This is a genomic window from Streptomyces sp. NPDC044002 (assembly GCF_056434525.1).
In genome coordinates, this window is record NZ_JBWKEZ010000031.1 from 11,800 (window position 1) to 26,148 (window position 14,349).

Genomic DNA, 14,349 nt, shown 5'->3' on the forward strand with positions numbered 1-14,349 from the left:
GGGAACCCAGACGGCTTGGGGAGGGGGGGGGGGGTGTTTTGTGTTTTTGAACGGCCACGGGCACGGGCCCTTACGTCGCCCCTTACACGGGCCCCGCCACCGCCCCCTCCCGCCCGGGCGGCGGGGGCCGGAAGGCGGCTGTCAGGGGCCGGCGTTCAGCTCCGCGACGACCGAGGCGGGGGTGTGGCCGCTGCCGTCGGACAGCCGGTGGAAGTCGACGGAGACGAAGTTCGGTGCGCGCCCCCCGGCCGCGGTCCGGCACTGCCCGGCGACGCGGTTCCTGAGCTTGGCGCCGTTGTCCAGGGCCGCGGTGAGGACGGTCGGCACGTTGCGGTGGTGGCTCATCGTGAACAGCCGCCGGAATCCCGGCTCCTGGCGGTCCAGGGGGACGTCGGGCCAGCGGGTGACGCAGGAGAGGTCGTCGCCCATGTCGCCGAGGCTCCAGTAGTTGGCGACCGTCCACGACCGGTCGTACATGACGCCCAGCTGCTCCCGGTCGGAGCGGTCGGAGAAGACCAGCAGGCGCTTGCCGGCGGTGACGAGATCGGCCACCTTCGGCCACCCGTTCTGCCGGACGCCCCACTCGTCGGGCCGGAACAGCAGCTGGTCGAGCCCGCGGACCCGGCCCAGGGACTGCCGCAGCTGGTCGGCGCTGACGTAGTCCTCCAGGAAGACGGTCACGAACTCCTGGGGATGGGCGGCGAGGAAGTCCACCACGGTCTGCATCGTGCCGTGGAAGGACTGCCGGGGCAGTGCGTACGTGGCCCCGGCGAAGGTCTTGCAGTCCCCGTGGCACAGGTACACGTCGCTGGGGTAGCAGTCGCTGCCGAAGCTGATGACGCACAGCCAGGTGCTGTGCTCGTACCAGTGCGTGTCCAGGCTCAGGCCGCGCACCCCGTTGTCGAGCTGGGCGCGCACCGACTCCGACTGGTTCACCGAACTCCAGCGGGAGTCCTCGTAGTTGGTGAAGGAGTTGTGGGTGGTCAGGAAGGCGGCCTCGTCGAGCCGGCGGTCGCCCCAGCGGGCCGCTGCGGCCGTCGACGGGGTGCCGGCGGCGGTGTGCGGGGCCGGGGCGGCCGCGGCGCCGGGTGCGCACAGGAGGGCCGCCAGGAGGAGGCACACGAGGAGGCGGAGGCCGGTTCTTCGCGGTCGTGCGGCGGCCGGGCCGCCCCTCCGGGCCGAATAGAGCGTGTCCATGTCAATCATGGGCCGGAGGGTAGCGCTCCGCCCGGTGATGCGCCCGCACGCGGACGGCTTCGGCCGGTTCCCGTCGGCGAGGGGCGGCTCCGCCGCTCGGGTGAGGAACAAACGATCCGGCGTCGGCAGGGGGTTCTGGAGCCGCCGCGGACAGCGGGAGCATGCCGCTGACCGGCGGGGACGCGCCCGCCACCCACCCCGGAAGGAAGTGGTTCACCGTGGCTCTGACGACCGCGACGATCGCCGCCGAGCTGGAAGCGGCGAGCAAGGTCGGCGATCCGAAGGCGGACGAACTCGTCTCGGACCTGATCGACAACAAGGAGGTCGACGGGGTCAACGCACTGTTCCGCACCATCGGGACGCTCAAGCCCGGGATGGACACGTCCGGCCTGCCCCCCAGGCTGGCCGGGTTCCTTCAGGAGGCGGCGGCCCCGCCGCCGGACTGGTCGGACGCGGACGTCAAGGCGGCGGAGAGCTTCTTCGCGCACCACCACGGCGAGGTGTCCATGCTCCAGGGCACCGTCGGCCTGATCGGTACGTACCTCTCCCCGACCGGGGCGTTCACCCTCCGCTCCACCGGCCGCCTCGGCGGTGTCGAGGGGCCCGGCCGGCGTCTTTCGCAGTCCTCCCGCCTGTTCATCGACATGGGCAACAAGAACGCCCTGCGGGACGGCACCCTGGCTGCCAACGTCACCAAGGTCCGCCTCGTGCACGCCTCGGTCCGCCAGCTGCACAAGAAGAGCGGGGAGTGGGACTACGCCAAGTGGGGCGAGCCGGTCTCGCAGAAGTACACCACCGGCGCCGCCTGCGTCTTCTCCACCCAGATCGTCCAGGCCATGGACCGCCTGGGCATCGACGTCTCCAAGGACGACGCCAAGGGCTTCATGTGTGCCTGGCACTACGTCAACCACTACCTCGGCACCCCCGACAAGTGGCTGCTGCCCAAGGATCCCGGCCTGGTCGAGGCCATCTGGAACCAGGAGCGCGACAAGGAGTGGAAGAAGACCGACGACGGAGTCTTCATGACCAGGCAGGCCGTCGACTTCTACCGGAAGTTCTACCCCGGCCCCACCCACGACGCGTTCATCGCGATGGTCCGCCACGCCCTGTCCGACAAGTACGCCGACATGGCGGGGCTGCCCAAGAGCGTCCTGGGCGCGGCCGCGGGGCCCCTCGCGGCCGGCCACGGCGTGGTCAGCGGCATCGGCGGCGGGCTGCTGGGCGGGGGAGCGAAGAAGGCCACCGGCGTCAACCCGTACAAGGAGATCGTCGGCGTCGCCTCCAAGGGCTTCAACGAGATCCAGAAGTTCGCCCTCACGCGCAACGAGGACGACCAGCCGCAGATGCACCAGGAGCTGCACGACAACCGCTGACCCGCCCACCGGCGCCGCCTGCCGCCCGTCCCGCGCCCGGGCCGGTGGCAGGCGGCGCCGGCCGGCCGCCGCGGGGAATACGGCTGCGGCGCCCTCCGTTCCCAGGTATGGTTGAATCGTAAACAATCTTGGGAAGGGGAGCCATGCAGTTCGGGATCTTCACCGTCGGTGACGTCACGCCCGATCCGACGACCGGGCGCGCGCCCGGCGAGCACGAGCGGATCAAGGCGATGCTCACGATCGCGCAGAAGGCCGAGGAGGTCGGCCTCGACGTCTTCGCCACCGGCGAGCACCACAACCCGCCGTTCGTCCCCTCCTCGCCGACGACGATGCTCGGCTACATCGCCGCGCGCACCGAGAAGCTGATCCTGTCCACGTCGACGACCCTGATCACCACGAACGACCCGGTGAAGATCGCCGAGGACTTCGCGATGCTCCAGCACGTCGCGGACGGCCGCGTCGACCTCATGACCGGCCGCGGCAACACCGGCCCCGTCTACCCCTGGTTCGGCAAGGACATCCGCGACGGCATCGACCTGGCCATCGAGAACTACGCGCTGCTGCGCCGCCTCTGGGACGAGGACGTGGTCACCTGGAAGGGCAAGTTCCGTACGCCGCTCCAGTCCTTCACCTCGACCCCGCGCCCGCTCGACGGCGTCGCGCCCTTCGTGTGGCACGGCTCCATCCGCTCGCCCGAGATCGCCGAGCAGGCCGCGTACTACGGCGACGGCTTCTTCCACAACAACATCTTCTGGCCGGCCTCCCACACCAGGCAGATGGTGAACCTCTACCGCGAGCGCTACGCCCACTACGGGCACGGCACCCCGGAACAGGCCATCGTCGGACTCGGCGGCCAGGTGTTCATGCGCAGGAACTCGCAGGACGCGGTGCGCGAGTTCCGCCCGTACTTCGACAACGCGCCGGTGTACGGCCACGGCCCGTCCCTGGAGGAGTTCACCTCCCAGACGCCCCTGACCGTGGGCTCGCCGCAGCAGGTCATCGAGCGGACCCTCTCCTTCAGGGACTACGCCGGCGACTACCAGCGCCAGCTGTTCCTGCTGGACCACGCGGGCCTGCCGCTGAAGACCGTCCTGGAACAGCTCGACCTGCTGGGCGAGGAGGTCGTTCCGGTACTGCGCAAGGAGTTCGCGAACCTGCGCCCGGCCGGTGTGCCGGACGCGCCGACCCACGGGGCCCGCGTGGCCGCGGCCGCCACGGCCCAGGAGGAGGAGCGGGCATGAAGCTCGTCGTCGTATCGGCCGGCCTGAGCTCGCCCTCCTCCACCCGGCTGCTCGCCGACCGCCTGGCGGCCGCGACGCTGGGCCACGTGGACGCCCGGACGGAGGTGATCGAGCTGCGGGAACTGGCGACGGAGATCGCCCAGCACCTCGTCACCGGGTTCCCGCCCGCCCGGCTGGCGGCCGCCCTCGACGCGGTGGCCGCCGCGGACGGCCTGATCGCCGTGACACCCGTCTTCGCGGCCTCCTACAGCGGCCTGTTCAAGTCGTTCTTCGACCTCATCGACAAGGACGCCCTGACCGGGAAGCCGGTGCTCCTCGGGGCGACCGGCGGCACCGCCCGGCACTCCCTGGTCACCGAGCACGCCATGCGCCCGCTCTTCACCCACCTGCGCGCCCTCGTCCTGCCGACCGCCGTGTACGCGGCCTCGGAGGACTGGGGCGAGGAGGGGCTGGAGCGGCGGATCGCCCGGGCCGGCGCCGAGCTGGCACGCTTCGCGGCGCCCGCCGCCGGAGCAGCCGTCGCGGACGTCGGCACCGCCGCCGCGATCGCGCCCCGCTCGCTGACGGGGGCGATCACGTCGGTGGACCCGGCGGACGGCTTCAAGGCGGTGCCGTTCGAACAGCGGCTGGCCGCGCTCCGGGCCGGCTAGCCGGCCGGGGCCTGCTCGGCGGCGTGGGCGATGTTGCGGGCCATGCCGCCGAACACCGCGGCGTGGAAGGGGCTCACGGCCCACCAGTACAGGTGGCCGAGCAGGCCGCGCGGGTGGAAGAGGGCACGCTGCCGGTAGCGGGAGCGGCCCTCGTGCTCCGGGTCGGGTTCGGCGTACATCTCCAGCCACGCCAGACCCGGCACCCGCATCTCGGCGCGCAGCCGCAGCAGCCGGCCCGGCTCGATCTCCTCGACCCGCCAGAAGTCGAGCGCGTCGCCCACCCGCAGCCGGCCGGCGTCGCGCCGGCCGCGGCGGATGCCCGCGCCGCCCGCCAGCCGGTCCAGCCAGCCCCGGACGGCCCACGCCAGCGGGAAGGAGTACCAGCCGTGCTCGCCGCCGATGCCCTCCACCACCCGCCACAGCGCCGCCGGCGGGGCCGCCACCCCGGTGCTGCGGTGGTCGGTGTAGAGGCTCCCGCCGGCCCAGTCGGGGTCGGTGGGCAGCGGGTCGCTGGGGGCGCCGGGCAGGGAGGCGGAGGACCACCGGGTGGCCACCTGGGCCTCGCGGACCCGCTGCAGGGCGAAGGCCAGCGCCCGGTCGAACGCCAGCGGCGCCCCGGGCGGATCCGGCACCCAGCGGGCGATGTCGTGCTCCGCGCACACCACCTCGTGGCGCAGCGACTCGGCGAGCGGCCGGGCCAGCGCCCGGGGCACCGGGGTGACCAGGCCGATCCAGAGGCTGGAGAGCCCCGGACTGAGCATGGGCACGCGCAGGATGCGCCGGTGCGGAAGCTCGGCGACCGCTGCGTACCGGTGCATCATCTCCTCGTACGTGAGGACGTCCGGGCCGCCGATGTCGAAGGCCCGGCTGACCTCCGGGGGCATGCCCGCGCTGCCGACGAGGTAGCGGAGCACGTCGCGGACGGCGATGGGCTGCACCCGGGTGCCCACCCAGCTCGGCGTGATCATGACGGGCAGCCGTTCCGTCAGGTAGCGCAGCATCTCGAACGAGGCCGAGCCGGAGCCGATGACCACCGCCGCCCGCAGCACGGTGCAGGGCACGCCCGAGGCCAGCAGGATGCGGCCGACCTCGGCACGGGAGCGCAGGTGCGGCGAGAGGCCCTCGGGGGGCAGGCCCGCCGGGGTCAGCCCCCCGAGGTAGACGATGCGCCGCACGCCGGCCGCCCGGGCCCGCTCGGCGAAGAGACGGGCCGCGGCCCGGTCGCGCTCCTCGAAACCGGGACCCGCGCTGAGGCCGTGCACCAGGTAGTAGGCCACGTCCACCCCGCGCAGCGCCGCGTCCAGGGACTCCGCGTCGGTGACGTCCCCGCGCACGACCTCCGCGCGGCCGGCCCAGGGGTGGTCGCGCAGCCGCTCCGGGGAGCGGGCCAGCGCCCGGACCCGGTGCCCGGCGTCGAGGAGCTCGGGCACCAGGCGGCCGCCGATGTAGCCGGTGGCACCGGTGACCAGGCACAGGCCCCCCGCCGCGGCTCGTCCCCGCTCGTCACCCGCCATGGGTTTGCTCCTTCCCTCGGCCCCGCACCCCGCACTTCGCACCCACACCCTCCGAGCCTGGACCGGGTGCGGGGCGCGCGCAAAACGCATCGGTTGCGCGTCGCTTCGCCGCCCCGGTGGGGTCACTCCGGGTCTTCGGGGCGGAGGGCCGTGCGGACGCCGGCGATCACCACGGCGAGCAGGCACAGGGCGATGACGGTCTCGGCCCACAGGAAGGCGAACCAGTCCAGCACGCAGCCGATGGGGGGAGTGCCGGGCGCCGTGTTGCGGAACGCGGCGAGGGCGAACAGGGTGGCGGCCATCCAGGCGAGGGCGGGCCAGACCAGGCCCTCGCCGCGGGTCGTCAGGTACCAGGCCCCGATGAGCACGGACGCCGCCAGCGCCCACATGACGGCCATCATGAAGACCGCGAAGACGAGCAGGCTGCCCGACCGTTCCAGCCCCAGCGCCAGGGCGGCCTCCTGCGGGGAGCCGGCGGGGGCCGCGTCGACCGCGAAGAGGCTGTCGTTGTTGGAGAACAGCATCCGTACCGGCACCTGCCTGCCGTCGAGCAGGGCCCAGAACTCGACGTCGGTCTCGTAGGAGTCGAACGGGTAGTCGCTGATCGACCCGGCCGTGAGCGCGACCTGCACGTCCCTGGTCGTGATCCGCTCGTGCGCCTTGAACGCGAGGTCGCCGAGGGTCGCCGCGGAGGTCTGCAGGCCGAGATCGGCCACCGGTGCGGTCCCGTCCTCCTCCCCGAGCGCCCCGCGCGGGGTGACCCGGACCCGCAGGACCAGCTCCCTGGACGAGGCGTCGACGCGTTGCACGGTGGCCTGCACGTCCACCCGGTCGGCGGCCGCGGAGCCGGCCGTGTGCACCCGGTCGAGCGCCTGCCGTTCCGAGAACTGCAGCCACGACCCCACCCCCACCGCCACCACGATCAGGACCGCGAGGGGGAGCAGGACCGGCAGGAGCGACGCTCCGGAACGGCGGGGGCTGCGTGGGGCCCAGGTGGGGGCCATGGCGACTCCGGCGGGAGGGGGGAGGGGCGGTGACCGCGGTGCGATCCTCGTCCACCGGCCCGCCGGACCACCGCATCCGGCCGGGGCGTGTCGGCGGGCACCGGCGCCGGCCCGCCCCGGCCGGGCCCCTCCGCGGGGGCTCAGGCCCCGGGCGCCCGGGCCGGCAGGCGCAGGCCCACGACCGCTCCGCCGCCGTCGGCCGTACGGGCGAACACGGAGCCCCCGTCGGCCGCGACCAGCTCGTGGACGATGGCCAGGCCCAGCCCGGACCCCGGCGTGCCCTGGGTGCCGGGCCCCCGGTGGAAGCGGTCGAAGACGGCCCGTTCCTGGCCCGCCGGGATGCCCGGCCCCCGGTCGTGGACCTGGACCCGCGGCCCGTCCACCCGGACCAGGACCGGGCTGCCGGGCGGGCTGAACTTCACGGCGTTGCTCAGCAGGTTGTCCAGGCACCGCTGCACCGCGCGCGGCCGGGCGTACACGGTCCCGCCCCGCGCCGCGTCGACCGTGACGGGGCGACCGGTGCGCCGGCGGCAGCGGTGGGCGGCGTCCTCGGCCGCCTCCGCCAGGTCGACCGCCTCGGGCCGCTCCCCGGTGTGGCGGTCGGTGGCCAGCTCGACGACCTCGCGGACCAGGTCGTCCAGGGCGACCGTCTCGCGGACCAGGGTCGCGAGGATCTGCTCCTCGTCCTCGGGCGCGAGCCGCCCCCGGGCCCGCTGGAGCAGTTCGGCGCTGCCGCGCACGGAGGTCAGCGGGGTGCGCAGCTCGTGTCCGGCGTCCTCGACGAGCTGGCGCTGCTGGGCGCGGGAGCGGCGCAGCGCGTCCAGCATGGCCTCGAAGCTGCGGGTGAGCCGGCCGATCTCGTCACGCCCGGCCGGCGGCAGGTCGGCGGCCAGGTCCTGGGTGGTGCTGATCCGGTGCGCGGCGCCGACCAGGCGGTTCACGGGCCGCAGGATCCGGCCCAGGACCCACCAGCTCAGCAGCGCGGCCACCGCGGTGGCGGCGGCCGTGGTCCAGGTGATCCGCCACATGAACCCCCGGTCGAGGGCTTCGGCACCCCGGTAGCTCTGCGCCACCATGACCGCGCCGCCGGCCGGCAGCGGCAGGGTGAGGATCCCGTACTCCGTGCCCTCCACGACCACGTCCTCCCGGCTGCTGCCCGCGCCCGTACGGGCCACCCGTGCGGCCGCCTCCGACACCGGCAGCCGGGAACCGGCGCCGGGGCGGACGCTCCCGTCGGCGAGCAGGACCTGCTCGGTCGTGCCGGGCCGGGCGGGCGGGGTGCGTCCGGCGTCGAGCAGGGCGACCACGGCGCCGGCCCGGTCCTCCAGGCCGCGTTCGAGCTCGTCCCCGACGAGGAGGCCGATGCCCCGGTAGGAGGTGAACGCGGCGAACAGCATCGCGAGGCCCGCGGCCGCGACGACCACCAGTGTGATCTTCGTACGGAGCATCAGGCCGGCCGCACCGTGTACCCGACGTTGCGCACGGTGTGCACGATCCGCGGCGCCCCGCCCTCCTCGGTCTTGCGGCGCAGGTAGCCGATGTAGACGTCGAGGGAGCGCGAGGTGGTGTCGAAGTCGAAGCCCCAGATCCGCTCGTATATCCGACTCCTCGTCAACACGGTGCCCTGGTACGTCAGGAGCAGCTCCAGGACGTCGAACTCCGTCTTCGTCAGGTCCAGGACCCGGCCGCCCCGGACGGCGCTGCGGGCGGCCGGGTCCAGGACCAGGTCCCCGGCGGCGAGCACCCCGGAGCCGGCGCTCTCCGGCTCGGTGCGCCGCAGCAACGCCCGGATGCGGGCGAGGAGTTCCTCCGTGGCGAAGGGCTTGGCGAGGTAGTCGTCCGCGCCCGCGTCCAGGCCGGCCACCCGGTCGCCGACCTGGTCGCGGGCGGTCAGCACCAGGACCGGCAGCCGGTCGCCGCGCCGGCGCAGCGTCCGGCACAGCGACAGCCCGTCCAGCCCGGGCATGACCACGTCCACCAGGGCCAGGTCCGGCTCCTCCCGGTCCAGCGCCGCCAGGCCCTGGATCCCGTCGGCCGCCTGCACCACCCGGTACCCCTCGAAGCGCAGCAGCTGGTCCAGGGTGCTGCGTACGCCCGGGTCGTCCTCGACGACCAGCACCGTGCGGCGGTGCGCCGTGATCGCGTCAGTCATGTGATCATCTTCGCGCGTGGCGGGAGTGGTCACGGCGGCGGCCCGTCAGCGCCGGACCGGGGTCACGGAGATCGGCTCGATGGTCTTCACACAGCCGGTGTCCCCGGTGCGGCCGGTGCGGATGAACCGGGTGGAGAGGTCCACGACGCAGCCGCTGTGCTCCATCTCCGGCACGTGCCCGGTGTTGCGGACCGAGACGAAGCGGCTGTCACGGAACTGCCGGGCGGCCTGCCGTCCGTTGGCGTCGGGGGTGTTGGCGTCGAGGTCGCCGGAGAGCACCAGGACGGGGACGTCCGGCATCCGGGGGTGAGCGGGCTGGGGCCGGGCGGTGTTCTCGCGCGGCCAGCCGATGCAGACGTCACCGCCGTCGGTGGGGCCCTCCAGATAGCCGGCCGGGCTGAACGCGCCGAACGCGCCGGGCCGGTCCGCGGCCGCGGCGAGCGCGTCGCGGTACTGGCGCCACCGCTCGGGCAGCGAGGACTCGGCCTTCCACGGCTTGCGGTAGTCGTTGCACACCACCGCGATGTACGGGGCCTGGTCCTCGGCGGAACCGGTGGAACCCTCCGCGCGCACCAGGTCCAGCAGCGGCCCGCGCTCCCCGGCGGTGAACCGGTCCAGGGCGTGCGGCAGAGCACCGAGCAGGGAGGGCGCGCCCGGATCCGCACCGACCTCCCGGCTCGCCCCCTCGTAGACGAGGTTGGCGAGCTTGCCCTCCGTCAGGCGCATCCGGAACGGCGCCGCGCCCTCCAGCGGGACGTCCACGTCGACCGGCCGCTCGCGCAGGGCGGCGGCGGTGGCCGCCAGGTCCCGGACGGCCTTGTCGCCGTCGCAGGCGGGCCTGCCCTGCGCCCCGGGACGGGCCGCGCTGCGTTCGCAGATCCGGCGCAGGGACAGCGAGACGGCCTGCGCCCCGGGCCGGTTCAGCGGGTCGAAGGCGAGCGGGTACGCCCCGGACAGCACGATGTCCCGGACGTGCCCGGGGTGGCGGGAGGCGTAGACCGGCATCAGGTAGGTGCCGTACGACAGGCCGTAGAGGGTGAGTTCGTCCACGCCGAGCCGCGCGCGGACCGCGTCGAGGTCGTCGGCGGTGGCGGCCGTGGTGTAGCCCGCGGCACGCGGCCCGAGGTTCGCGGCGCAGCGGGTCACGGCGTCGCGCTGCTGCTCACGGGTGCCGAGGCGGTACTCGGCGTCGGTGACTCCGCAGGGCACCCGCTGGGACCTGCCGGTGCCCCGGGGGTCGACGAGCAGCAGGTCGTGGTCGCCGAGCAGGTCCTTCAGCACCTCGCCGAAGACCGGCGCGCGGTCGATCGCCACCTCGCCGGGACCGCCGGGGTTGACGGCGACCGTCCCCTTGGCGGCACCGGGGGAGCGGTGGCGGACGACCGCGTAGGCCACGTCGACCGTGCCGAGTCCGGGGCGGCCGCTGACCAGCGGGCGGGTCATCGAGCCGCAGTCCACCCGGTGCCCCTCGACGGTGGGGCACCACTGCGGGCGGGCCGTGCCGTCCGCCGCCGTGGCCGTCACCGCCGGCAGCGTGGAGAGCAGCAGCGCCGCCGCCCCCGCCACCAGTCCCACCCGTCGCAGCACACCCGTGCCCTTCGTGCCCACATCCACTCCCGCGGTCGTCCGTCGTCCGTCGGCCGGGCGCTGCGCCCTGCCGTGGACCCGACTGTGCCGGGCGCCTTTCAGGGCCGCGGCAGGGCGACGGCAAAGACGTGTAAGAACGGGTAGCCTGACGGAGCCTGGCCGGGGGACCGGGCTGCTTCGGCGTCCCCCGATTGACCACACACGGGGACCTGACACACACATGCCTGCTGCCTCCTTCCGGCGTTCGGCGTGGGCGGCGGCGGCCGTCCTGACGCTCACCACGCTCACCGCCTGCACAGACGACCCCGACTGCCAGATCCCCAAGGGCGTCAAAACCTGCCTGACGGTGGAACAGGTCAAGGACATGGACACCGTGCGCGCCGCCGGCCGCGCCCTGCTGGCCTCACCGGGCCTGGAGTCCGAGGTGCTGCTCACCCCGCCGAAGAACCTCCTCGGCGGCACCCCGAGCCCGATACCCGGCACCGGCCGGTACCGGGGGGACGCGGCCGAGACCGCCGTGGGCGGTTCGCTGCACATGGAGTTCACGGAGGACGGGCACACCGACGCCGCCCGGTACACGGGCGGGCACATGTACGTCCGGTACTGGAAGGCGGTCGACGACCGGACGGGCAAGCCGGCCTGGGTGGCCAGGTCGCAGGGGCAGCTGGCGAAGAAGGGCGACGAGTGGAACGCCGTGGCCGAGCGGACGCGCGCCGCGAACCCGCTGATCACCGGAAGGCTGCTGGCGGACTTCACCCCCGGCCCCCTCGACGAGTTCAGCCGGTCCGCGCCCGGCGGGCGCGAACTGCACCTCTCCGTCAACCCTGAGAGCCTGTCGGAGGCCGGCCGCGCCATGCTGGCCGACGCGTTCCCGGAGCACTACCCGAAAGAACTCGTCGTGGACCTGCGCCTGGACGAACAGAATCGGATCACCTGGTACGAGGAGACCATGGACTTCGTCAACACCAGTGGCAACTGGGTGAAGGTCCGGGTCATGCACACCTTCAAGCCCGCTGCCGCCCCCGTCACCCTGGGTCCCCCGGAGGGCGTGCTCAACCCGCCGGCGCCGTCCCCGACGGGGAGCTGAACCCGCTCCCGGGCCCGATCTCGTGGAATCGCCGCGCTGCCGAGCGTGGTGGCCCGGGTGCGCCGCCCGTGTGGGTGTTTGCTGTGCGCAGGCCCGCCCGCCAAGGGCGCGGCCCCGCACCACGGAGGAGCCGGAACCATGAAGTTCGCGCAGATCATCGACTTCGAGACGGAACGCATCGACGAGGTGCGCGAGCTGCTGCGCTCCTACGAGGAGCAGGCCCGCTCGCAGGGGCGCACGGGCACCCCGGTCGCCCGCACCCTGCTCAAGGACCGCGCCAACCCCAACCGGTACCTCGCGGTCGTGCAGTTCGAGTCCCACGAGGCGGCCATGGCGAACAGCGACGCGCCCGAGACGAACGAGCTGGCCCAGGCGCTCTCCGCGCTGATGACCAGGCCGACCGCCTACACCGACTGCGACATCGTGGACCATCAGAGCATCCGCTGACACCCACGGCTGGACACGCACCCCGCTGTCGTAACAGAATCGGTTACGACAGCGGGGTACGCGCGTCCGGACGGCGGGAGGTTCCATGAGTGCGAGCAGCCGGATGACCGTGGCCACGCACACGCTGACCTGGATGGCACGGGTCTGCCCCAAGCGGCCCGGCGGCATCGTGACGTCCGAGCAGATCGCCGCCAGCGTCAACACCAACCCCGTCGTCATCCGCCGCACCCTCGGGAGCCTGCGTGACGCCGGGCTGGTGGAGTCGCAGCGAGGGCAGGGCGCGGGCTGGCGGCTGGCCCGCGCTCCGGAATCGATCACGCTGAGGGACGTCCACCTCGCCGTCGAGCCGGATCCGCTCATCGCCCTGCACTCCTCGCCGCCCAACCGGGAATGCCCCGTCGCGCGGGGCCTGCCGGCCGTGCTGCGGGAGGTCTACGACCGCGCGGAGGAGGCGATGAAGGCCGAACTGGCGGCCGTCACCGTCGCCGACGTGGCGAGGGCGGCGGTTCCCGGAAGCTGAGCGACCCGTGTACCGCGACGGCCGGTCCCGCCGGGACCGGCCTTCCTTTCGGCCGCTGTCGTAACCATTTCAGTTACATCCACCGAGAACGAGGACCGTACGCAAGTGATCACCACAGAACGCCTCCGACTGCGCCCGCTCACCGAAGCCGACACCGACTGGTGGGTTGACCTCCACGCCGACGAGGAGGTCAACCGCTTCGTCGGTGGCTACACCAGGGAACAGGCCGCGGCCCGCCTGCGCGCGATCCACGACCAGTGGGAGCGGCGCGGCCACGGGCTGTGCGCCGTCGAACTGCGCGCCACCGGCGAGTTGATCGGGCGCAGCGGCCTCAACTGGTGGGAGCAGTTCGACGAGACCGAGATCGGCTGGACCTTCGCCCGAGCCCACTGGGGGCGCGGCTACGCCGGCGAAGCGGCCGGGGCGGTGCTCGCGTGGGGCTTCGGCACGCTGCGGCTCCAGCGGATCACCGCCATGATCCACCACGGCAACACCGCCTCCACCGCGGTGGCCTCGCGCCTCGGCTTCGCGCGCCTGCGCGAGGACACCGTCCTGGACCGCCCCTGCACCGTCTTCGCCCTGGACCGGGAGGACTTCGGGTCCCGCTGACCGCTACTGGTTCGGGTCGAAGGGGATGCCCGCCGGCTTGGCCTTCGCGAGGTGCGAGGCGAAGGAGCCGTCCTTGAGACCGAAGTGCGCACTGCCGAAGTCCGCCTGGCTCAGCTTGTCCCGCAGCGTCGCGGGGTAGCCCGACCAGCCGACGAGCGCCGGGAACTGCCAGGTGCCCCGGTGGTTCTCGGGCGGTTCGTCGTTGCCGTTGGCCGGGCGGAAGCAGTGCGTGCCGACACCGTCCTTGTGGTAGACGATCTTGGGGTGGGTGCCGTCCCAGCGGATCTGGTCACGGGGGTACGTGTTGAAGTCGCCGTGGGCGGAGGTGGAGACGTACTTCGCCTCGCCGCCCTGGATCCACACCACCACGTGCTCCCAGTCGTGGCGGTGTCCGCCGAGGCTGATGCCCGGGATGGCCTGGTCCTTCTCGAAGTAGAGCGCGTACGCCACGGCACACCAGCCGTTGTTGCAGGTGGCACGGGAATAGCCGTTGGTGTTGGCGAGGTCCGAGGCGTCGCGGCAGTTCCCGTTCAGCGCGCCGGTGGGGTTCAGACCGCCGTTCAGGACGCCGGTCGGGCCTATGGCGGGCGTCGGGTAGCAGCCGTCCGTGTCGTAGTCGTACGCGGGCTGGAAGGCCAGCTCGACGGCGTCGGCGTTCACGGGCAGGGCCGGGGGCGGAGCCGCGAACGCCACCTGCGGTACGGCGACGACCAGGGCCAGGGCGGCGCCGACGACGAGCGATGTCCGCCGGACGCCCGGGATGTGATGACTCGTCCGCAATGCAGCCTCCGGCTGGTCGGGTTCGGCGCGGCGCGGAGCCCGGCCGGTCCGGCGGGCGCGCCGGAAGCATCATTCGCGAACCCGGATGGCACGACAAGACTCACGGCACCGCCTCTTCGGCCCGGCCGGGGCGGGGGGGGGGGGGGGGGGGGGGGGGGGGGGGGGGGGGGGGGGGGGGGGGGGGGGGA

At 73.6% G+C, this 14,349-nt stretch carries 14 protein-coding genes; 7 read left to right on the plus strand and 7 right to left on the minus strand.

All coding sequences use genetic code 11. The features are described from left to right. Window positions 1-141: 141 nt before the first annotated feature. Window positions 142-1,206 (minus strand): PI-PLC domain-containing protein, encoded by a 1,065-nt coding sequence (locus AC07A6_RS22695; RefSeq protein ID WP_478778281.1) that lies wholly within the window; start codon window positions 1,204-1,206, stop codon window positions 142-144. Between the two features lie 209 nt (window positions 1,207-1,415). Here AC07A6_RS22695 and AC07A6_RS22700 point away from each other — a divergent pair, with 209 nt between their 5' ends. The 3 genes from AC07A6_RS22700 to AC07A6_RS22710 all read left to right on the plus strand — a co-directional run bounded on the left by AC07A6_RS22700 (window position 1,416) and on the right by AC07A6_RS22710 (window position 4,461). Beyond that, window positions 1,416-2,570, plus strand: coding sequence for an oxygenase MpaB family protein (locus AC07A6_RS22700; protein WP_478778282.1), 1,155 nt, complete (start codon window positions 1,416-1,418; stop codon window positions 2,568-2,570). A 143-nt stretch (window positions 2,571-2,713) separates the two neighbouring features. Continuing rightward, window positions 2,714-3,811, plus strand: a complete 1,098-nt coding sequence (locus AC07A6_RS22705; protein ID WP_478778283.1) for an LLM class flavin-dependent oxidoreductase — start codon at window positions 2,714-2,716, stop codon at window positions 3,809-3,811. Beyond that, window positions 3,808-4,461, plus strand: coding sequence for a CE1759 family FMN reductase (locus AC07A6_RS22710; protein WP_478778284.1), 654 nt, complete (start codon window positions 3,808-3,810; stop codon window positions 4,459-4,461). Before AC07A6_RS22705 ends, AC07A6_RS22710 begins: the two co-directional genes overlap by 4 nt. On the opposite strand, the gene AC07A6_RS22715 is transcribed toward AC07A6_RS22710, so the two are convergent. From AC07A6_RS22715 to AC07A6_RS22735, 5 genes are all read right to left on the minus strand, one after another. Continuing rightward, a complete protein-coding gene (locus tag AC07A6_RS22715) occupies window positions 4,458-5,975 on the minus strand; it encodes an SDR family oxidoreductase (protein ID WP_478778285.1) in 1,518 nt (505 codons plus the stop codon). The genes AC07A6_RS22710 and AC07A6_RS22715 overlap by 4 nt on opposite strands. 122 nt (window positions 5,976-6,097) lie before the next feature. Further along, window positions 6,098-6,979: a DUF4436 family protein gene (locus AC07A6_RS22720; protein WP_362471012.1), complete on the minus strand. Its 882-nt coding sequence runs from the start codon at window positions 6,977-6,979 to the stop codon at window positions 6,098-6,100. Between the two features lie 140 nt (window positions 6,980-7,119). Next, window positions 7,120-8,427: a HAMP domain-containing sensor histidine kinase gene (locus AC07A6_RS22725; protein WP_362471010.1), complete on the minus strand. Its 1,308-nt coding sequence runs from the start codon at window positions 8,425-8,427 to the stop codon at window positions 7,120-7,122. Continuing rightward, window positions 8,427-9,131: a response regulator transcription factor gene (locus AC07A6_RS22730; protein ID WP_478778286.1), complete on the minus strand. Its 705-nt coding sequence runs from the start codon at window positions 9,129-9,131 to the stop codon at window positions 8,427-8,429. The genes AC07A6_RS22725 and AC07A6_RS22730 overlap by 1 nt, the downstream gene beginning before the upstream one ends. A 45-nt stretch (window positions 9,132-9,176) precedes the next feature. Next, on the minus strand, window positions 9,177-10,739 hold the full coding sequence (locus tag AC07A6_RS22735) for an alpha/beta fold hydrolase (RefSeq protein ID WP_478778287.1): 1,563 nt from the start codon (window positions 10,737-10,739) through the stop codon (window positions 9,177-9,179). Between the two features lie 199 nt (window positions 10,740-10,938). Here AC07A6_RS22735 and AC07A6_RS22740 point away from each other — a divergent pair, with 199 nt between their 5' ends. From AC07A6_RS22740 to AC07A6_RS22755, 4 genes are all read left to right on the plus strand, one after another. Then, a complete protein-coding gene (locus tag AC07A6_RS22740; protein ID WP_478778288.1) occupies window positions 10,939-11,805 on the plus strand; it encodes a hypothetical protein in 867 nt (288 codons plus the stop codon). Between the two features lie 138 nt (window positions 11,806-11,943). Then, window positions 11,944-12,252: a hypothetical protein gene (locus tag AC07A6_RS22745; RefSeq protein ID WP_362470998.1), complete on the plus strand. Its 309-nt coding sequence runs from the start codon at window positions 11,944-11,946 to the stop codon at window positions 12,250-12,252. 85 nt (window positions 12,253-12,337) lie between these two features. Beyond that, window positions 12,338-12,772 carry an Rrf2 family transcriptional regulator gene (locus AC07A6_RS22750; protein ID WP_478778289.1) on the plus strand — a complete coding sequence of 145 codons (435 nt, stop codon included), beginning with the start codon at window positions 12,338-12,340 and terminating at the stop codon, window positions 12,770-12,772. A 105-nt stretch (window positions 12,773-12,877) separates the two neighbouring features. Further along, window positions 12,878-13,381 carry a GNAT family N-acetyltransferase gene (locus AC07A6_RS22755; RefSeq protein WP_478778290.1) on the plus strand — a complete coding sequence of 168 codons (504 nt, stop codon included), beginning with the start codon at window positions 12,878-12,880 and terminating at the stop codon, window positions 13,379-13,381. 3 nt (window positions 13,382-13,384) lie between these two features. Here AC07A6_RS22755 and AC07A6_RS22760 read toward each other — a convergent pair whose 3' ends face one another. Beyond that, window positions 13,385-14,161, minus strand: coding sequence for an NPP1 family protein (locus tag AC07A6_RS22760; protein WP_478778291.1), 777 nt, complete (start codon window positions 14,159-14,161; stop codon window positions 13,385-13,387). Between the last annotated feature and the right edge of the window lie 188 nt (window positions 14,162-14,349).